We start from the raw sequence: 19,968 nt of genomic DNA, 5'->3' as shown, positions 1-19,968 counted from the left end.
GGATGATCAGGATACAGAATATAAAACTTCCTGTCAAGGAGTTGGCGAAGAAGGACGAACTCTCCCTCTTACAGAAGGAAGTTGCAAAAAAGATCGGTATAAACAGACAAAAAGTCAGAAATCTTTCGATATACAAAAAATCGATTGATGCGAGGAAGAAGGAAAACATCAATTTTGTGTACAGTTGTGATTTTGAAACCGACAGCGAAGAAGCCTTGCTTCGAAAAAGCTCCAAACTTTCGCTTACCTTGACTCGCGATATGAGATACCTGGAAGTAGAGCAGGGAAGCAGAAAACTTGTCCACAGACCGGTCATCGTCGGAACGGGTCCTGCGGGCCTCTTTGCAGGACTCATCCTTGCAAGGAGGGGGTATCGTCCTCTTCTTCTCGAGAGGGGAGACGATGTCGATGAGAGAAAGAAAAAGATTGACAGGTTTTGGAAGACGGGAGAGCTTGATACGCAGAGCAATGTACAGTTCGGAGAAGGGGGAGCCGGCACGTTTTCGGACGGAAAACTGACGAGTCTTATTCATGACAGGAGATGTCGTAATGTGTTGGAGGCCTTTATCGAGGCGGGAGCACCCGAGGACATCCTCTATAAGAACAAACCTCATATAGGGACCGATATTTTGCGAGATACCGTAAAAAAACTTCGCCAAAGAATCATCGAATTGGGAGGAGAAGTCCGCTTTCGATCGCAGTTGACGGATATAAAAATCGAGGACGGAAGACTCGTCGGCATCGAGATCAATGCGGAGGAAAGGATGGACTGCGAAGTCCTGCTGTTGGCTACGGGTCACAGTGCCAGAGATACCTTCGAAATGCTCTATAGCAGAGGGCTCAATATCTCTCAGAAGGCTTTTTCCATCGGTGTCCGTGTAGAACACAGACAGAGTTTGATCAACAGGTCGCAGTACGGCGCAGATTACAAAGACCTGCTCGGAGCTGCGGATTACAAGCTGTCCTACCGCAGTCCGAACGGGAGATCTGCCTATACCTTCTGTATGTGCCCGGGAGGCTATGTCGTCGCTGCGGCATCGGAGGAAGGCATGGTTGTAACCAATGGGATGAGTGAGTACAAGAGAGATGGGGAAAATGCCAACTCCGCCCTCCTCGTCAACGTAACACCGGAGGATTTCGGCTCCGATCATCCCTTGGCGGGGGTGGATTTCCAAAGAAGGTGGGAGAGACTCGCCTTTGAAGAGGGAGGAAGAACCTACTGTGCTCCCGCTCAGAGGATCGGGGACTTCCTTGATAAAGATATCAAGGATTTCGATCAAACAAAGCTCGTCCGTCACAGTTACCGACCGGGGATCACCTACACCGCATTGGACAGATGTCTGCCGGACTATGTGATAAGCACGATGAAGGAGGCCTTGGTCTACTTCGACGAGAAATTGGAAGGATTTGCCTCGGCAGAGGGGCTGATGATAGGGGTGGAAACGAGGAGTTCTTCACCGATCCGGATGGAGAGAAATGAAGATCATCTCTCGAATCTGGCAGGGGTTTATCCTGTCGGAGAAGGAGCCGGGTATGCGGGTGGAATCATGTCGGCGGCGGTCGACGGGGTCAAGACGGCCGAAAAAGTCATAATGACCTACCTGCCGTTTACAGGATGATGTTTAGAGAAGCTCCTTTAGATTAACGAAACTTGAAAACTCGGCAAACAACTATGTTTAAGAAGGGTATCATCCGCATAAAGTAGTCATACGGCATATTGATCAGAGAGATGTTTAGGAGGTATGGGCTGAAATCAAAGTGTTGGATTGTGATCGGAAGGGGAAGCAAATGAGATGGAAAAGGGTTTTTATTAAAGAGATAAGAATATTGGTCTATGGAGCGGGAGTAATCGGCTCCCTCTATGCAGCCCTCTTCTCTAAAGCGGGTTGTGAGGTAAGTATATATGCAAGGGGTTCAAGACTGGAGCAATTACAGACCGAAGGCCTGCTCTATGAGGAGAAAAGACGCCTTGAGAAGGCACGGGTGAGGGTAATAGGAAGTCTCGGAAAAGACGATGATTACGATTATATCCTTTTGGCTGTCCGCGAACATGATTTGCATCAAGCACTTTCAGAACTTGCAGAGAACTGCAGTCCTACGATTGTAACCATGGTCAATTCTTTGGAAAGGTATGAGGTTTGGGAAGAACTCTGTGGAAGAGGAAGGATCTTGCCTGCTTTTCCCGGAGCAGGAGGTTATATCGAAAAGGGTGTGCTCAAGGCTCGGCTTACTCCTAGAGCAGTTCAGCCTACTACGTTTGGTGAAATAGATGGAAGAAGAAGTCTGCGTCTTAGCAAACTCGCGTTCCTGTTTGCTTGTTGCAAGATCCCTTATCGTATCACGGAAGATATGCACGCTTGGCAGGTTTGCCATCTTGCGATGGTCACCCCTCTTGCACGCGCATATTACGAGGCGGAGGAACCTCTGAGAGCAGGGATGGAAAAATCGGTTATGCGATGTGCTGCAAGTAGATTAAAGAGAAATTTCCGTCAGCTGGATCGTTTGGGGATCAGGCTTTCTCCGCCTCAGCTGCATCTGTTTCGCCTATTGCCTGTGTCCGTCCTGAGTGTCGCCTTGAGGCCGGTTTTCCAAAGCGAATTTGGGAATTTTTTTATGTATCGCCATGCGATGAAGGCACCGGATGAGATGAAGGGGCTTGAAAAACAGTTCTATGCTTTCTTGAGGGGACAGGTATAACACGTTGAAGAAACATTGTCGGGCAGAGGTTCCTTTTTGTAAGAATTTCGAAAAAACAGGGGGAAAAATGAGGAAATATAGAAGGGAAAGTTTGGAAACGAGACAAAAACGAAGAAATGAAAGAATTATGAAAACATTTAAAATGAAGGATTTGGATATAAGATACCGCTTTGGTGGTACCTCATCGGGAACTCCGGGAGTAGAAATCGCTACGCATAAAGGGGCTTTTAAGAATAGAACAAAAATGGTATAATTCCAACCATAGGGGAAGTCGTACTTATTGGTAATTGAAGGTTTTTTTGTTTATAGATCAAGAGGTTTTGTCATCGGGAGCCTTTTCATATTAAAGCCGATTTTCCGTTCATATTTCAATATGGGCTCGCGGAGTGTGTTTATCTGCAGGTGAATAAATTCGCTGTTCGGGTCGCAAGGTACACAAAACGAATGATGAGAGAAAGGGTTAAGCTTATGAGGAGCGAAGAAGTAATGGAGTCTAGGGAATTGCTTTGGATAGTAAGAAAATATTGGAAGTCGATTTTGCTTCTTCCGCTTATATGTGCAGTCATCGGAGCATATATGAGCGATTCTTTCACCACCCCGATGTATCAGGCATCGACAAAAGTGCTGATAAAAAAAGGAGAGGCATGGAAGCAGACAGAGATCGTTACTAAGGGAGAGACCACGAGAAAAGATGAGATTGTAACTGCTAAGGGAGAGAAGAGAAACGAAGAGAGTGCGAGATTTGATGAAACGGTAAGGCGTGAAGAACAGAAACAGCAGGGTTTTGTGATGGAAGATGTGAATTTCGGACAACAGATCGCACCTACCTATACTGAAATTGCAAAGTCCCGCGAGGTGATGCAGAAGGTAAAAGAGCAGTTGAACATTTCTCAAAATGGAGATGTACAGATCCAACTGACCCATATTAAGGGTACTCAGCTTTTGAATCTCAGAGTAGTCGGAGAAAATCCGGATCAGGTCTTTAAGGCTTGTGATGTGTTTATGCAAACGTTTTCTGACGCGATAGAAAAGATTTCCGGAGCTGCAAATCTTGAGGTGATAGAAGCTCCTCAAATGCCGCAACATCCAATGAGGACCAACAAAAAACAGGTGGTTTTGGGAGGATTCCTTCTCGGTTTGCTCCTGGCGATCGGTTCAGCTCTTGTGATCGAAAATATGCGTAATACAATAAAGACGGAAGAGGATATTCATAATAAAATGGGGATTTCCGTACTTGGCTCCGTTCCGAACTACACTTCGGGTAAGGCAGGTGCGAAAGTTGTCGTGGAACCCGTTGTAATCAGGGAACCTAACTCTTTTGTAACAGGAGCGTTTAAAGGGATCAGAACGATCGTTAACTCTCTTCCTTCAGAGGACAAAAAGGCAAAGACCTTATTGTTGACAAGCGTGAAGGAAGCACAGGGAACAAGTACGGTCGCTTCGAATTTGGCGTGTGTTTTGGCAAGTGAAGGCAAGAAGGTATTGCTTGTGGACTGTAATTTGAGAAGACCTTCGCTTCATAAGGTGTTCAGTGTGGACAATAACAAAGGACTCGTGGAGATGTTTGCTCGAGGCAAGGATCATATGGAGTATGTCGTAAAAACTCCTCAAGGGCCGGATCTGATCCCTGCGGGAAATGATTCCGACAAGAAGACAGATGTTTGGGGAACAAAAGCGATGAAGACGGTTGTGGGAGAAATTGAAGGCGGCTATGACTATGTGTTGCTTGACACTCCTCCGGTAACTCTTTGTTCCGATGCCTTGGAACTATCGTCGTATTCGAATGCAGTATTGTTGGTTGTAAAGCAGGACAGTGTTTCATGCGAATTATTTGAGAAAGGTGTATATAGACTTCGACAGGTATCCGCGAATATAGCGGGTTCGATTCTAAATAGAACGGATAACAGGGATATCACGAAAAAATATTAGACCTTAGACAGCGATGATGGCAAGCCCACGAAACGGTTCGGGGGGTATAGAAATGTTTGTTCGTGAAGAAAACGGAATATACTATAATTCTGCATATTTGGCAGGAGATATTTTGGCGCTGCAAGGCTCCTTGCTACTTGCCTTTTTGTTGAGAAGGTTGTTTAAAGATATTTCCGGTACGGAGAGTTATTTCCTTTTTGGAATAAGTATCATATTCACGACCTTCCTGGTTGCCTTTTTCAGTGAAAACTATAAGGGCATTTGTAAGAGGGGTTACTATCTCGAGTTTATAAAATCATTCCAACTCGTTTCATTGGTATGTTTTTTGGAATTGGTCAGGCTCTTTATTTTTCGGGATATGAACACCTTTTCCAGAGGTATTGTACTTTTTTGGTATGTGACGGGTCTGGTCAGTTCTTACTTGATTCGTTGTTTTCTAAAAAAAATGTGTAAGGAACGTTCCGAAAGAGGAAAGACCAATGTACTTTTGTTGATCACCGATGCACGGCATATTTCTCATATGAACGAATACATTGAGAATAAGGCTCCGAAGAAATACAGCAAGCTGATGTTTGGAGTATTGGGAAGAATCGACAAAGGATATAAGTGTTGTGAAAACTGTCTTTTGGGAGAGAACGAAATTTTGAATTATGCACTTTCCGAGGTGGTTGACGAGGTGCTGATTACCCATATTATGAGGACCGAAAAAGTGGAGGCTCTGGCGCAAAATCTCTTGAGTATGGGCATCACAGTTCACTTTGATGTATACAAGGCGGAAGAGGGCTTAAATATCATATTCCCGAATAAGTTCGGAGAAGTGAATGTGTTGACCTCCTGCTCAAGTTATGTGAGTGAAAGAGACCTGTTTCTCAAGAGGATGATGGATATTACCGGAGCTGTCGTAGGACTTATGATCGCTCTTCCCATCTTTATCATTGTAGCTCCGATCATCTATATTACCTCGCCGGGACCGATCTTTTTTAAGCAGAAGCGTGTGGGGAGAAACGGGCGTATTTTTACGTTGTATAAGCTCCGATCGATGTATATGGATGCGGAGGAACGCAAAAAAGAGTTGATGAAACATAATCAGATGGACGGTCTTATGTTTAAGATGGAAAACGACCCTAGGATCACACCGATAGGCAAGTTTATACGCAAAACGAGTATCGATGAACTTCCTCAGTTTTGGAATGTTCTGATCGGAGATATGAGTTTGGTGGGTACAAGACCTCCTACCGTCGACGAGTATGAGAAGTATGAGAAACATCACAAGGCACGATTGGCCATGAAACCCGGGATCACGGGAATGTGGCAGGTATCGGGACGAAGTGACATTACCGATTTTGAACAGGTGGTGGCCTTGGATAGAGAATATATCCACGATTGGAATATAGGAAAGGATATTCGTTTGATCTTGAAGACGATCAAGGTGGTATTCTTATCTAAGGGAGCCAGGTAATAAATTGAAGTCAGTACAGATATGAAAGGAGCAGCGATTGGTTTAAAGTCAGCATTTCTGATAGAGAACGATATCATCGACTGCTCCGTCTTGTTTGGAAGGGAATAACCGGTATGAATATGAAGACGATTATAGATATGGAGAAGAAGAGGGTATTGGTAACGGGAGCTGCGGGATTTATCGGAGCGGCCTTGATAGAGAAACTGTATGACCTCTATCCGGCCCTTGAGATAACCGGGATCGACAATATGAATGATTACTATGACATTACACTTAAGGAATACAGACTTTCGAGACTGAAGACGTATTCCGGATTTTCTTTCGTTAGAGGAAGTATAGCGGATAAGGGTTTGATCGAAAAGGTGTTTGAAGAGTTCAGACCTCAAATCGTAGTAAACTTGGCGGCTCAGGCGGGGGTAAGGTATTCCGTAACGAATCCGGATGTATACATCGAGGCTAATATCATCGGGTTTTACAATATATTGGAAGGATGCAGACACTCTTACGACGGAGGAAGGGCCGGCGTGGAGCACTTGGTTTACGCAAGCTCCTCCAGTGTCTACGGAAACAACGAAAGCATTCCTTACAACACCTCTGACAAGGCGGATACTCCCGTTTCGCTCTATGCGGCGACGAAGAAGTCCAATGAGCTGATGGCACACGCTTACTCCAAATTATACGATATCCCTTCGACAGGTCTGAGGTTTTTTACGGTCTATGGACCTGCGGGACGTCCCGATATGGCGTATTTCGGTTTTACAAATAAGCTCAGGAATGGGGAAAAGATCCAAATTTTCAACTACGGAAACTGTAAAAGGGACTTTACCTACATTGAAGATATTGCAAACGGGATCGTAAAGGTGATGGAAAAGGCTCCGAAGCGTGAGAACGGAAAAGATGGACTTCCCGTACCTCCCTGTTGTCTTTACAATATCGGAAACAGCAACCCGGAAGAACTCCTTGAGTTTGTTCAAATACTACAGAGAGAACTTGTATCTTTGGGGATCCTACCTGAGAACTATGACTTTGAAGCACATAAGGAGTTTCTTCCCATGCAGGCGGGAGATGTTCCGGTCACCTATGCGGACACAAGAGACTTGGAAGAGGATTTTGGTTTTAAGCCCACTACGAGTTTAAGCGATGGGCTACACGAGTTTGCGAAGTGGTATGTCGACTTCTATAAGATCGAACATACATCGGATATGAACGAAGAGAGGGTGTGACGGATGAAGGACAGGTATAAGATTGCCGTTGTCGGCACAGGTTATGTAGGATTGTCTGTCGCGATCCTTTTGGCACAGCACAACGATGTGTATGCCTTGGATATTCTTCCGGAGAGGGTCAATATGATCAACAGGAAGAAATCTCCGATTGAGGATAGGGAGATTGAAGAGTACCTTGAGGAAAAGGATTTGTCTTTGACTGCGACCTTGGATGAACAAGAAGCTTATAAGGGGGCGGACTTTATCGTAGTTGCAACTCCGACCAATTATGATGCCAAAAGAGATTTTTTTGATACTTCGGCAGTGGAAGAGGTCATTTATTCCGCGATGAAGTGTGAACCTAATGCGGTTATCGTTATAAAATCCACCGTCCCTGTCGGTTATACGGAGGGGATTCGCAAGATGAGCGGAAGTGACATGATCATATTCAGTCCGGAATTTTTGAGAGAGACCAAGGCTCTCTATGACAATTTGTATCCCGGAAGAATCATTGTGGGAACCTGTATGGAAGACGAAAGGCTTCTTGCAGCATCCGAAGAGTTTGCCGCCCTGCTCAAACAAGGGGCGCTGAAGCAGGATATTGATACCTTGTTTATGAATTTCACGGAGGCGGAAGCGGTAAAACTGTTTTCAAATACCTATCTGGCTCTTAGGATATCCTACTTTAATGAACTGGATACCTATGCGGAGATGAAGGGGCTCAGCACCAGGAATATTATCGAAGGGGTCTGTCTTGATCCTCGTATAGGAGCTCATTATAACAATCCGTCTTTCGGTTACGGAGGTTACTGCCTCCCGAAGGATACCAAGCAGTTACTTGCGAACTATCAGGATGTTCCGCAGAATCTTATCGAGGCAATCGTGGAAGCAAATCGGACCCGTAAAGATTTTGTAGCAGACAGGGTGCTTGAGATTGCAGGCGGATATGGAAAAAACAGCGATTGGAGTGTAGAAAAAGAGGGTCAGGGCATCGTAGGGGTCTACCGTCTCACCATGAAGAGCAACTCCGACAACTTCAGACAGAGCTCCATTCAGGGAATTATGAAGCGTATCAAGGCTAAAGGTGTCAGAGTCATTATCTATGAACCCGTTTTGAAAGACGGAGATACCTTTTTCGGAAGTAAGATCGTAAATGATCTGGATGCGTTTAAAAAACAGAGTAACATTATTATTACCAACAGGTATGATACTATCCTCGACGATGTCAAGGAGAAGGTTTATACCAGAGACGTTTTTATGAGAGATTAGAAATTTGGGAGTGGAAGGAATGGATGACAAGACCGGACAAACAAGTACCAATGCTGTGTATCAGGCTTCATATAGGAGGAAGGTCTCCAAGAAAGAGATCCCCGTATGCAAGATATTGGGAGTGGAGATCGCGGCGATCGATATGTCTCGGCTTGTGGAGTATCTTCAAACCAATGTGGAGGCTTTGTCGGGAGACTATCTCTGCGTTGCCAATGTGCATACTACGGTCACAGCTTTTCAGGATGAAGAGTACCGTAGAGTACAGAACGGAGGCATCATGGCGATTCCTGACGGTGGGCCCTTGAGCTCCCTGGGACGAAAAAGAGGCTATCCTTCTATGGCGCGCACCACCGGTCCCGCTTTGATGCAGGAGATCTTCGAACTCTCAGAAAAGAAGAACTACAGGCACTATTTTTACGGCTCGACTCCGCAGACTCTGGAGAAACTGGAGGGCGAATTAAAGAAGCGTTATCCCGATCTCCAAGTGGCCGGAATGTACAGTCCTCCCTTTCGCGAACTGACTCCGGAGGAAGATACGCAGGTCATAGAGACGATAAACGGAACAAAGCCGGACTTTGTATGGATCGGTCTGGGTGCTCCGAAGCAGGAGGTCTGGATGGCCAAGCACCAAGGTTTGATCCAAGGCTTGATGTTGGGAGTAGGAGCAGGATTCGATTATCATGCAGGAAATATACGACGAGCACCTCAATGGATGCAGAAAACAAATTTGGAGTGGCTATACCGATTGCTTCAAGATCCCAAGAGATTGTTTAAACGATATTGGCACACGAATACAAGGTTTATATGGAATGCTGTCATTCGTGGAAAATAAGCACTTACAAAACAAAATGAAGATGTTTTAAGCGAAAAGCTTGCAAGCGGTAAGGGGTAGTAGGCATGAAAATAGGCATATTGACAACAAGTAGGGGCAACTTGGGAGAAAAAGGGCTGTACAATTCTCAGGAAGTCGGTCTGGCAAAAGCATTGAGCGTTATGGCGGAGTCGGTTTTCGTCTATAAGCTCATATCTTCGGACCGAGAAGAGTATGTGGAAGAAGTGGAAGGTTACAAAAAAGTAAGTGTCCGCTTTTTCCCTTCAAAGAAGTTGGGTGTCCATGGTTTTTTCGATATGAGAAGGATCGATGACGGTCTGGATGCACTTATTTATTTTTCCGATACTCAGCTTTGCTTTCCTTCCGTCTATCGTTGGGCTAAAAAAAACTCCGTAAAGTTCTTCGCATATGTAGGAGTTTTGGAGAGTCACAGTACGAATGGATTAAGACGTGGTATCATGGACATGCTATTGTATCGTAGTCTGAATATATACAGAAAGGTCAATTGTTTAACTAAAACACCTTATGTGGAAGAACAGTTGAAAAAATACGGAGTAAAAAACACGACAGTCTGCCCCGTGGGGTTGGATATGAGCCTTATAAATGAAGAAATAACAAAGGTTTGTGCTTCGGTATTCAAGAAAAAGCACGGTTACCGGGATGAGGATAAGGTAATCTTGTTTATCGGGCGGATGATAGAGGAGAAAAAACCTCTTCAAATGATAGAAGTATTTTCCGAACTTATCAAAAAAGATGAAAATTACAGGCTTCTTATGATCGGCAAGGGAGAGTTGGAGTCCGAGGTCAGGATGGAAGTGCAGAGGCGGGATCTTTCGTCCAAGGTGAACCTTATCAATGTAATGCCTAACAGTGAGGTTTTGGAATTGTATCGTTTCGCTCATGTCTTTGTAAATCTCAACGAGCAGGAGATCTTCGGGATGGCAATCCTGGAGGCTATGTATTACAATTGTAGGGTTATTGCATGGAAGGCTCCCGGACCTAGTTTTATCATTGAAGACGGGGTCTCCGGTTGGCTTGTAGAGAGTAAGGAAGAGATCGTAGAGAAGGTGGAGAAACCTTTGAGGGATGCACAGGGCCCCCATGACAGGATCATAGACCGTTTCACTTGGGATTACACTGCCGGTGTTATAGGAAGGTTTTTAAACTGAGACCGTTTTTTTTAAGAACTATGAGGATAAAAAACTTAACAGAACTGTAAGAGAAACGGTTAGAAGAGGGTGTTGTATCGCAATTGCTATGTCGAAGATATGAACAAGGTTGATGTGTGTGGTGTGTGAGATAAGTCCGAAGTGATTCATAAGTATTGTAGAACAACAGGTCGAAACTTCTCCTAAGGCAGTAGAAATCCGAGGAGTAGGTTACCGGTAGGAGGAAGACGCACTATGAAAATATGTTTTTTTCTATATAATCTTTTCGATATAGGCGGGATCCAGAGGGTCGTGAGCGTTTTGGCATCCGAATTGGTAAAAGAACATGAAGTCTATATTCAGTGTTATGACGATCCGACAGAGGAGGACCGTAGTATTTACAGTTTGAGCGATAGGGTAAAGGTCATTTTTTTAAAAAGAACGTGGAAGAAGTCCACACTGAGAAAAGCTCTTAGGAAGTGGAATAAAAAAAGCGGTATTTTGGGTTCTCGATCTATGAGGCTGCTTTGCGAATACAGTTGCCTTCTTCCGGAAGAACGAAGCATGTATCGGGACATTATAGAAGACAAAGAGATCGATATCGCCATCGCCTGCGGAGGTTTTGAAAGTTATCTGCTTGCAAGTATAGCCGATGAGGTCGAGTGCAAGACGATCGGATGGCAGCACAGTTCTTACAAGGCCTATTATGAAACAAAAGGAATGGGTCCTTGGGCGACGGATCACGTTGCCGATAAATATCTTCCGAAACTAGACAGAGTGGTTGTTCTCAATGAGTATGATGCGGAGTGCTTCCTTCAAAAGAGAAACCTTCGATGTGTAACGATCCACAATCCGAAGAGTTTTAAGACGAAACTACAGGCGCAACTGTCCGGCAAGCGCTTTATTTCTGCAGGAAGGCTGATCCCTGTAAAAGCATTTGGACTTCTTATAGAATCGTTTCGGATCTTTGCGGAAAAAGACAAGGATTGGACTTTGACCATTTACGGAACAGGGATGGAGAAGGAGATGCTGGAGGAAAAGATCAAAGAGTACGGGTTGGAACATAGGGTATTTTTGCCCGGATTTTCGGACAGTATGAAGGAGAATCTCCTGCAATCGTCCTGTTACCTTCTCTCTTCTCTGTGGGAAGGGATGCCGATGGTCGTATTGGAGGCGCTTGAGTGTGGAGTTCCTGTGATTGCTTATGACATCAGTGCCATGATCCCTCTTGTGGACAATGCGGTGGAGGGGTTTATCGTACAGCAGTTCGATACACAGAAGTTTGCACAGGCGATGCTTGACATCAGTTCTGATGACGAGTTGAGGCGACAGATGGGAAGGGCAGCAAAGAAAAAGGCGGAAAAATTTGAGGTGGAATATATCGCGCAGCAATGGAATAAGATGTTTTATGAACTGATACCTGATATGAACGGAGAAGGACGGATAAAAGCATGAGAAAAAAGAGGATCTTATTTGTTACCCTGTCCTTGGGCGGAGGTGGGGCAGAGCGCGTTGTTTCCATCTTGAGCAGCGAGCTTGCAAGACGGGGGCAAGATGTCCGCTTGCTCCTGTTTGAACGCAGTCCGAAGGAGTATACGTTGAACGAGGAGGTCGAGGTCTATGAGTTCGGATGGCCGCAGGGGTGGTGTAAGCTCCATCGTATCTATAAACGGATAAGGCGGATGAGGGAGATGATACGAGAGATTGCACCGGATATCATCATTCCCTTTCTTGCTCTACCGACGGTATATACTTATCTTGCGAGTTTGGGTTTGAGAGAGCTCACCTTCATCTCCACGGTGCGCAACAATCCGTCGCTTTATCCTGCAAGCCCTCTGATGAGAAGGCTTGTCAACCGAATAACAAAAAAAAGTGACAGGATCATGTTGCAGACAGGAGAACAAAGAGAATATTTTTCAGAAAGATTGAATTCCAAGATCTTTGTTGTGCCTAATCCCGTCAAGCAGGAGATGCTGGATACGATTTATCACTATAAGCCGGAGGTCAGGAAGATCGTCAGTATGGGACGCTTGACGAAGCAAAAAAACCATCCGCTCCTGATCAGAGCCTTTGCAAAGATTTCCGCCACAGTTGAAGAGCTCCGCCTCGTGATCTATGGAGAAGGAGAAGAACGAGAAAAATTGGAAAAACTTGTCAAGGAACTCGGGCTGTCCGAGAAGGTGAGCTTACCCGGCAAGACTTCCCAAGTGAGTGAAAAATTGGCTGAGGCGGATATCTTTGTACTCTCCTCCGACTATGAGGGCCTTCCCAACACGTTGATTGAGGCAATGGCTGTGGGTCTTCCGTGTATTTCCACCGCTTGTCCTACAGGACCCAAAGATCTGATACACAACGGTCAGGACGGCTTGCTGACAAAGGTCGGAGATGAAGAGGAACTATACACGGCGATGAAGATGTTGGCAGGAAGCTTTGAAGATAGACGAAGGATGGGCATGGAGGCAAAGCGGAAGATAAGAGAGGCTCTTTCTGTAGATAGAGTTGTGGATATGTTTGAAGAACAGGTATTGAGATGATGGAGGAAGTACAGTGGTTCTTTCGAGAAATAAAGTGAATGCAATGTTGTTGTATGTGGCGGTCTTTGTCTCTTTGATAAAGATGTTGATCTATTCTACCCGCGGAACATGGGTCTTGAGTTATGGAAATTACTATTTTTATCAGGCTGCAAGCGGGCACTTTGCAAGTGTACTTGCTCCTGCCCTTGTTTTATTTTTGATTCTGCTATACAATTCAAAGCTCTTATTTAGGAGAAAAGATTTGTTTTGGGTTCTGCTCTGCATCTTTCCCTTTGTCTTTTGGAGTATAGTCGAATTTGGGAACGGAGAAGGAGTCAATGTGTGGCTTGGAAGTATTCCCACTACTGCCTGTCTCTTACCTTTGTTTTTTCTTCTCGGAAGGGAAGAGTCTATCTCTAAACATTTTAAGACTGTAGCATTGATGTTAGCGGTGGGTTACTTTTTGCTCACTTTGTACTCGGCTTTGGACTTCTATTCTTCTGTGGGCTTTGGAAATCATGTTTTGTTTATGCCCGGAAAGACCAGTTTGAGTTTTGCTATGCTTTCTCTGTGGGTCTACCTTTTCAGCGACTTAAAGAAAAGGGAGAGTATCGGAGTATTATGGTTTAAGGTAGGACTTATTCTGTTGGGATTACTGTGCAGTCTCCTTATTGTATCGAGAAGTTGGAGTATACAGTGTGTCCTTTTGCTTGCGGCGTATCTAATCCTATCCTCAGACTTAAAGGGAAGGGTCATTACAATGATGGGAATGGTTTTAGGGATTCTTGCCATATTCGTATTTTTGGAGCCTTACCTTTCAAATGTGATCTTTCCTTTGATCGACAGGGTCAGGGAAGATACCAGAACAGGGCAATTTCAAGTTTTTTTCAGTCAGATAGACAGTTGGAGATTGTTGTTCGGCTCGGGAATGCAAGCCACCTATGTCTTTAGGGGAGAAGAGTACAGGTTTTTTGACAATCAGTTTATCTTTGAGGCCTTTCACTACGGAAGCCTTCACCTCCTGCCCTTACTTTGGTTCCTGCTTAGGACGATGAGAGTCTCTGTTACTAAGGTCACAGATCTCGGAAGGAAGAAGAGTTACTTGGGGGCAAAGGTCGTTATAGCTACATTCTTGTTTGCTATGGGAGGACTTTCGGTCTACTTCAGATATGACTGGACTCTTTCTACGGCCTTACTTCTTATGTTTATAGGGAAACATTCCGTATTGCCGAATCAAAATGAAGTTATAGAAGGATAGAGGAGATGGAATTCAAGGATTTAAGGAGAAAATTTGATAATCTCTCAGTTACGGCAAAGGCGGCTATGGTTTACACTTTGGCAGGCCTTGCAACAAGGGGTTTAAGTATTATTACGGTACCTATTTTTACACGGATCATGACAACGGCTGAAATCGGTGTGATCAACATCTATCATTCGTGGTCTTCAATGTTGGCAACGGTCATAACCCTCGCTTTGACTTCCGGAGGTTTTCTGGTTGCAATGAAGGAGTATGAGTCCGAAAGAAGAGAGTATATGTCCTCCGTGCTGACCATCACCGCCCTTATGTCGATCCTGGTTCTCCTTATTTACCTGCTGAATATGGATTTTTGGAACGGGATCTTGGGTCTACCTACGCCTTTGGTGTTGCTGATGATCATGGGTTTTCTTGTAGAACCGGCGCGGGATTTCTTCCTTTCCGCACAACGCTATGAGCTCAAGTACAAAACGGCTGTAAAGATCTCTTTGGGCACGGCGGTAGGAGCGACTCTGTCCTCGGTCGTCTTTGTACTTTTGGCGCGTCACTACGAGATGAAACAAATCGCTCATATAAGGCTCTTTGCAAACTATGCCGTAGTATATACGATAGCAGGGATCTTGTTTCTGAATATCTTTGTGAAGGGAAGGACTTTCTATAACAGGGAATACTGGCTTTTTTCCCTTAAACTGAGTATTCCTTTAATCGGTAACAGTTTTGCCGCTCAAGTTCTCAATGTATCGGACAGGACGATGATAGGTAAGATGGTAGGAGAGAGTGAAGTTGGAATTTACGGAACCTTATCCAATGTCAGTGCTCTGTCGTTGATCGTATGGTATTCCATCAACAGCTCTTTCATCCCCTATCTGTTTGAGAATATGGATAATACAAGAGGAAGAAAGCAGGTCAGAGACTCAGCTAATTATATGTTGATGCTTTATGCGGCGATCGCCTTGACTATGACGGTCGTAGCACCGGAGATTGTAGGGATACTGGCGCCGAAGGAATACTATGAAGCAGTCTACCTGATGCCGCCAATCGCAGCGGGTATCTTTCTGACTGCCATGAGCAATATGCATTCCAATGTGCTTTTGTTTTATAAAAAAACTCAATATATTATGATCTCATCCATTGTTGCGGCTGTATTAAACGTAGTTTTGAACTTTATTATGATACCGAGATACGGTTATCAGGCAGCGGCATACACCACACTGTTCTCTTATGTGATTCTGGCACTGATCCAGGTAGTGGTAGGGACTTTGACCGAGCGTACACAGCGAGGAGAATTTGTTCCCTTTATCTACGATACGAAGTTTCTGCTGTTGATATCGGGAGGGTTGATCGTTCTCAGCCTTGCCTGCATCCCTCTTTATCAGACTGTTGTATTGAGATACGGCATCACCTGTATAAGTTTGGGCTTATGTCTGAAGCAGAGACGTAAATTTATAGAGAGAATGAAGATGATCAAAAAAAGATGATGGGAAAGGTCCGTTATCAAAAGACATCGGAAAACAAGGAGACATGAGATCCGGTGACTTTTGGAAGCGTGCCGGAAAGAAAGACAAAACTCGTGTCATTGTAAAATGATTGGTTTAAGGATCTGAGGTAAAAAATGCACAAGTATATAAATATAAAGAATATTATTAAAGGGCAGCTTTAAATAGAAGATTTTCTTTTAGCTGTATGGGTACTTCAAGAAACTTTGTTTTAGAAGGGGGTTAGGGGTTGGATAGGGTCTTTATTTTTACTGACGGAATGTTTCCTCGGCATGGAGCAAATTCAAACTATATACAGTATCTTGCTCTTTGCATCAAAGAAGCGGGAATGCAGCCTTATATTATTTCTCAGCTGAATAAGGAGATCATTTCTTCCGATGCCGATGAAGTGGAATATAGGGGTCTGAAAATATTGAGAGCGGAGTTTGGAGATAATCGACTGACAAGGTTTGTTCAGTCGAGGACGGGTTTTTTAAGAAAGAGGATATCCATCTTAAAGAAGATGAAGATCGACTCCGGAGACTATGTTTTTGTTTTTATAACGAGACGTTCTTTTTTGAGGGGCTTGTTAAAACTAAGAGAAGAGATAGGCTTCAAGATCATAGGAGGAGTGCTGGAGCTTTTTGACAGAAAAGAGTTTGACGGGAAGCATCCGGATAGAGAATATCGGATCTACCTTGAGATTTTGGAACGATACTTTTCTCAATTCGACTTAATTTTTCCGATCAGCACCTTTATTGAGGAGTATTTTCAAAATTTGGGCTGTAAGACCTTTTTGATACCGATCATGGCGGATTGTTCCGAATTTGAGAGAGAAGAGAAGGAGTTTTCCAAATATCGGATCATTATACCGGCGCACGGAATGATGAAGGATTCTCTTTCGGTGATGCTCAAATCCTACTGTGCCCTGGAGAGATCCGATCTTGAGAGAAGTGAGCTTCACCTTTGTGGAGTAAAGAGGGATAAGGTGCGTCAAGCCTTGTCCGAAGAAGAGTGGGAGATCTTCCAAAAACACGGTATCATTCATAAGTGGATGAAGTATGATGAACTGATAGATCTGTACCGGAAGATGCACTACCTTCTGCTGGTTCGTGAAACTTGTCAGATGACAAGGGCGAATTTTCCGAGTAAGGTGCCTGAGACGATGAATTTCGGCATTGTTCCCCTAGCTTCCAAAGTAGGAGACTATACCAGATATTATTTGGAGAATGGAGTAAACAGTATATTTATAGAAGAGCATGACATCGAGTCGTGCAGAAGGGTCTTGTCCATAGCGATCAATTTGAACAGGGAGGAGTATTTGGAGTATTCATCCAATGCTATATCCTGCGTGCAACATAGGTTTGACTATCATAATTGGAGCCTTAAATTGGAAAAGGCACTTAGAGATTTGCAAAAATAAGAAAAGGCGATACCGCAAAATTTAAATAAATATCATAAAATCAATTTTATACAAAATATAAAATTTTTGAAAATTTTGATATGACCAACCTTTGCGTTCTATAAAAAGAAAAACAGGAAGGTTCTATCGTGCGGTGTTCCCAAAAGCAATACAGCAAGAAAAGCAATACAGAAAGAAGGAAAGAATGAGTTTTACAAGAAGAATTTTTAGACAACTGAGAAGTAAGGACATGCTGAATTGGATGCCGGATTCATGGTATTTGAAATTGTGTTATCATTTTGCAGTGGGTAAGAGCTTGGATCTAAAGAATCCCAAAACTTTCAATGAAAAACTCCAGTGGTTGAAGATCCACGACAGAAAAGACATCTACACGACGATGGTTGATAAGTATGAGGCGAAGAACTATGTTGCAGGTCTGGTAGGCCAAGAGCATGTGATCCCTGTTTTAGGGGTGTGGGAGAGCTTCAAAGATATCAACTTCGACACTCTTCCCGAAGAGTTTGTATTAAAGTGTACGCATGACAGCGGAGGACTTATTATCTGTAAGGATAAGTCGAAGTTGGATATGGAGTTTTTGGACAAGACCTTCACTAAACTCCTGAGTACAAATTACTATTATGCTCATAGAGAGTGGCCTTATAAAAATGCAAAACCTCGGATCATCGCAGAGAAGCTGATGAAGGACGATGCGGATACCGAGGGGATAGGATTGATGGATCACAAGTTTTACTGTTTCAACGGAGAGCCCAAGTATCTGTATATATCGGTAGGATTTTCAGGGAGCGCCTTTTCAGATGAAGGGGAGACTCGAATCAGTTTTTTGGATATGGATTGGAAGCCCGCACCTTTCGGGCGTTCGGATTATAAGGAATTGGACGAACTTCCGCAGAAGCCTTCCCGCTTTGAAGATATGGTTGAATTGGCTCGTTTTTTCTCAAAGGGAACCAAATTTTTGAGGGTGGATATGTATCAGATCAATGGAGAGATCTATCTTTCCGAGTTTACCTTCACTCCCAGTGCGGGATATATGCCTATTTCTCCGGTCGAGTATGAACGGATCTTGGGAGATGAGATCACTTTATAGACGATAAAGACAATGATGGGAGAAGATCATTGTTTGAGCAGGGAACGTCGGATACAGGAGTTACTATCCCGTCATTTCTTTTGGTTAATACGAAAACTGTGTTGGAGAGATACCACATCATTCAAAAAATAGTGTCAAATCTTTTTGCATGGACAATACATTCTTGGAACCGTTTATTTCAAAGATTTTCTGTATTTTATACTATTGTTCGTTGGAACGATGAATATCAATGTCTTTATTCTATAACTATAAAATAGATTTTTGTATCTGAGGGTGTGGATATAACCATACTTTTATCGGAGAATAGTATTAAAACCGCAAAAAATATGGTGTGTCTTTGGGCATTATTTTTCTAAAACATCTTAATCCGTTTGAAAGATTTTGTCCGCGTATACTTCATTTATTTTTTGATCAGGTGGAATTTCGATAAGATTTTGATTTGGAGGAGATTATGAAGAAGATAGCTTTGATAACCGGAATTACGGGACAGGACGGTTCTTATTTAGCCGAATTTCTTTTGGAGAAGGGCTACGAAGTACATGGAATGGTAAGAAGAGCCTCGGTGTCCAACACGCAGAGGATAGATCATTTGATTGAAGCAGGCTCTATTAGACTGCACGACGGAGATCTTTCGGACTCTTCCTCTTTGATTCGGATCATAAACATGGTTCAACCGGATGAGATCTACAACCTGGCGGCACAGTCCCATGTTCAGGTCTCTTTCGATGTACCGGAGTATTCGGGAGACATCGATGCCATCGGAGTCTTGCGTGTCCTGGAGGCGGTCCGGATCTTAAATTTGACCGATAAGACAAGGATATATCAGGCATCGACATCGGAGTTGTACGGAAAAGTCGAAGAAGTTCCTCAAAAAGAGACAACTCCGTTTCATCCCTACAGTCCGTATGCAGTGGCAAAACAGTACGGCTTTTGGATCACCAAGGAGTACAGGGAAGCATACGGGATGTTTGCGGTAAACGGGATTTTGTTCAATCACGAGTCCGAACGTCGCGGAGAAAATTTTGTAACAAGAAAGATCACCCTCGCTGCGGGAAGGATCGCAGAGGGACTCCAAGATCATCTCGAACTTGGAAATATGGATTCTTTGAGGGACTGGGGTTACGCCAAGGACTATGTCGAGTGTATGTGGCTCATGCTCCAACACGATGTACCTGAGGACTTTGTGATCGCGACGGGAGAACAGCATACGGTCAGGGACTTCACCGAAAAAGCTTTTGCGGCAAATGGAATCACACTTCGATGGGAAGGAAGCGGCCTGGATGAAAAGGGCTATGATGTAAAGACGGGAAAGATGCTTGTATGTGTCAATCCTGCATGGTTCAGACCGACAGATGTCGATAATCTCTGGGGAGATCCGAGCAAGGCGAAGAATGTTTTGGGATGGAATCCTCAGAAGACGAGCTATGAAGAGCTGATCAGATTGATGGCCGAACATGACCGAAACCTTGCCAAAGAAGAAGCGAGAAGAAGGGGAAAGGCTTAAATAGAGCGAAACAAAAGTCACGATCTTATTACTATTCTCCAATCGAAGCGTGGCTATACCCGCTTCCCAAAATACGAAAAATCGTTTCATTCCCCATAAAATACAGAGTATTGATATCAACTCTTCAAACGGATAGTAGTATAAGATAAACCTGTAATCAAAGAAACAAAGCGGATGA

At 44.0% G+C, this 19,968-nt stretch carries 16 protein-coding genes; all 16 read left to right on the top strand.

The window, feature by feature from the left end; translation table 11 throughout:
- Positions 1-2: 2 nt before the first annotated feature.
- The 16 genes from ACFO4R_RS02310 (at position 3) to gmd (ending at position 19,790) form a co-directional block, all read left to right on the top strand.
- Complete coding sequence (locus tag ACFO4R_RS02310) at positions 3-1,619, top strand: NAD(P)/FAD-dependent oxidoreductase (RefSeq protein WP_379787375.1); 1,617 nt, start codon at positions 3-5, stop codon at positions 1,617-1,619.
- Positions 1,620-1,788: 169 nt separating this feature from the next.
- Positions 1,789-2,697, top strand: coding sequence for a ketopantoate reductase family protein (locus tag ACFO4R_RS02305; protein ID WP_379787374.1), 909 nt, complete (start codon positions 1,789-1,791; stop codon positions 2,695-2,697).
- A gap of 67 nt (positions 2,698-2,764) precedes the next feature.
- Positions 2,765-2,950, top strand: a complete 186-nt coding sequence (locus tag ACFO4R_RS02300; protein WP_379787373.1) for a hypothetical protein — start codon at positions 2,765-2,767, stop codon at positions 2,948-2,950.
- Positions 2,951-3,165: 215 nt separating this feature from the next.
- Positions 3,166-4,626: a polysaccharide biosynthesis tyrosine autokinase gene (locus tag ACFO4R_RS02295; protein WP_379787372.1), complete on the top strand. Its 1,461-nt coding sequence runs from the start codon at positions 3,166-3,168 to the stop codon at positions 4,624-4,626.
- Between the two features lie 52 nt (positions 4,627-4,678).
- Positions 4,679-6,085, top strand: a complete 1,407-nt coding sequence (locus tag ACFO4R_RS02290; protein WP_379787371.1) for a sugar transferase — start codon at positions 4,679-4,681, stop codon at positions 6,083-6,085.
- A gap of 113 nt (positions 6,086-6,198) precedes the next feature.
- Positions 6,199-7,308, top strand: a complete 1,110-nt coding sequence (locus ACFO4R_RS02285) for an NAD-dependent epimerase/dehydratase family protein (protein ID WP_379787370.1) — start codon at positions 6,199-6,201, stop codon at positions 7,306-7,308.
- Between the two features lie 3 nt (positions 7,309-7,311).
- On the top strand, positions 7,312-8,556 hold the full coding sequence (locus ACFO4R_RS02280) for a nucleotide sugar dehydrogenase (protein WP_379787369.1): 1,245 nt from the start codon (positions 7,312-7,314) through the stop codon (positions 8,554-8,556).
- Positions 8,557-8,575: 19 nt separating this feature from the next.
- A complete protein-coding gene (locus ACFO4R_RS02275; protein ID WP_379787368.1) occupies positions 8,576-9,388 on the top strand; it encodes a WecB/TagA/CpsF family glycosyltransferase in 813 nt (270 codons plus the stop codon).
- A 65-nt stretch (positions 9,389-9,453) separates the two neighbouring features.
- Positions 9,454-10,557, top strand: coding sequence for a glycosyltransferase (locus ACFO4R_RS02270; protein ID WP_379787367.1), 1,104 nt, complete (start codon positions 9,454-9,456; stop codon positions 10,555-10,557).
- A 234-nt stretch (positions 10,558-10,791) separates the two neighbouring features.
- Positions 10,792-11,991, top strand: coding sequence for a glycosyltransferase family 4 protein (locus ACFO4R_RS02265; protein ID WP_379787366.1), 1,200 nt, complete (start codon positions 10,792-10,794; stop codon positions 11,989-11,991).
- Positions 11,988-13,070, top strand: a complete 1,083-nt coding sequence (locus ACFO4R_RS02260; RefSeq protein WP_379787365.1) for a glycosyltransferase family 4 protein — start codon at positions 11,988-11,990, stop codon at positions 13,068-13,070. Before ACFO4R_RS02265 ends, ACFO4R_RS02260 begins: the two co-directional genes overlap by 4 nt.
- A gap of 13 nt (positions 13,071-13,083) precedes the next feature.
- Complete coding sequence (locus ACFO4R_RS02255; RefSeq protein WP_379787364.1) at positions 13,084-14,307, top strand: hypothetical protein; 1,224 nt, start codon at positions 13,084-13,086, stop codon at positions 14,305-14,307.
- A gap of 5 nt (positions 14,308-14,312) precedes the next feature.
- A complete protein-coding gene (locus ACFO4R_RS02250) occupies positions 14,313-15,782 on the top strand; it encodes a lipopolysaccharide biosynthesis protein (RefSeq protein WP_379787363.1) in 1,470 nt (489 codons plus the stop codon).
- Between the two features lie 247 nt (positions 15,783-16,029).
- Positions 16,030-17,202, top strand: a complete 1,173-nt coding sequence (locus ACFO4R_RS02245; RefSeq protein ID WP_379787362.1) for a glycosyltransferase family protein — start codon at positions 16,030-16,032, stop codon at positions 17,200-17,202.
- Between the two features lie 184 nt (positions 17,203-17,386).
- Positions 17,387-18,286 carry an ATP-grasp fold amidoligase family protein gene (locus ACFO4R_RS02240; RefSeq protein ID WP_379787361.1) on the top strand — a complete coding sequence of 300 codons (900 nt, stop codon included), beginning with the start codon at positions 17,387-17,389 and terminating at the stop codon, positions 18,284-18,286.
- Between the two features lie 451 nt (positions 18,287-18,737).
- On the top strand, positions 18,738-19,790 hold the full coding sequence (gene gmd / locus ACFO4R_RS02235; protein ID WP_379787360.1) for a GDP-mannose 4,6-dehydratase: 1,053 nt from the start codon (positions 18,738-18,740) through the stop codon (positions 19,788-19,790).
- Positions 19,791-19,968: the final 178 nt, after the last annotated feature.

The sequence above is a fragment of the Filifactor villosus genome (assembly GCF_042652965.1).
In the GTDB taxonomy this organism is placed as follows: Bacteria; Bacillota; Clostridia; order Peptostreptococcales; family Filifactoraceae; genus Filifactor; species Filifactor villosus.
This window is presented reverse-complemented; position numbering and strand designations above follow the sequence as displayed.

What these genes read in the sequence shown, in the direction of transcription:
- ACFO4R_RS02310 (WP_379787375.1), top strand. Translation starts at nt 3, where the DNA reads ATGATCAGGATACAGAATATAAAACTTCCTGTCAAGGAGTTGGCGAAG.
- ACFO4R_RS02305 (WP_379787374.1), top strand. Translation starts at nt 1,789, where the DNA reads ATGAGATGGAAAAGGGTTTTTATTAAAGAGATAAGAATATTGGTCTAT.
- ACFO4R_RS02300 (WP_379787373.1), top strand. Translation starts at nt 2,765, where the DNA reads ATGAGGAAATATAGAAGGGAAAGTTTGGAAACGAGACAAAAACGAAGA.
- ACFO4R_RS02295 (WP_379787372.1), top strand. Translation starts at nt 3,166, where the DNA reads ATGAGGAGCGAAGAAGTAATGGAGTCTAGGGAATTGCTTTGGATAGTA.
- ACFO4R_RS02290 (WP_379787371.1), top strand. Translation starts at nt 4,679, where the DNA reads ATGTTTGTTCGTGAAGAAAACGGAATATACTATAATTCTGCATATTTG.
- ACFO4R_RS02285 (WP_379787370.1), top strand. Translation starts at nt 6,199, where the DNA reads ATGAATATGAAGACGATTATAGATATGGAGAAGAAGAGGGTATTGGTA.
- ACFO4R_RS02280 (WP_379787369.1), top strand. Translation starts at nt 7,312, where the DNA reads ATGAAGGACAGGTATAAGATTGCCGTTGTCGGCACAGGTTATGTAGGA.
- ACFO4R_RS02275 (WP_379787368.1), top strand. Translation starts at nt 8,576, where the DNA reads ATGGATGACAAGACCGGACAAACAAGTACCAATGCTGTGTATCAGGCT.
- ACFO4R_RS02270 (WP_379787367.1), top strand. Translation starts at nt 9,454, where the DNA reads ATGAAAATAGGCATATTGACAACAAGTAGGGGCAACTTGGGAGAAAAA.
- ACFO4R_RS02265 (WP_379787366.1), top strand. Translation starts at nt 10,792, where the DNA reads ATGAAAATATGTTTTTTTCTATATAATCTTTTCGATATAGGCGGGATC.
- ACFO4R_RS02260 (WP_379787365.1), top strand. Translation starts at nt 11,988, where the DNA reads ATGAGAAAAAAGAGGATCTTATTTGTTACCCTGTCCTTGGGCGGAGGT.
- ACFO4R_RS02250 (WP_379787363.1), top strand. Translation starts at nt 14,313, where the DNA reads ATGGAATTCAAGGATTTAAGGAGAAAATTTGATAATCTCTCAGTTACG.
- ACFO4R_RS02240 (WP_379787361.1), top strand. Translation starts at nt 17,387, where the DNA reads ATGAGTTTTACAAGAAGAATTTTTAGACAACTGAGAAGTAAGGACATG.
- gmd (WP_379787360.1), top strand. Translation starts at nt 18,738, where the DNA reads ATGAAGAAGATAGCTTTGATAACCGGAATTACGGGACAGGACGGTTCT.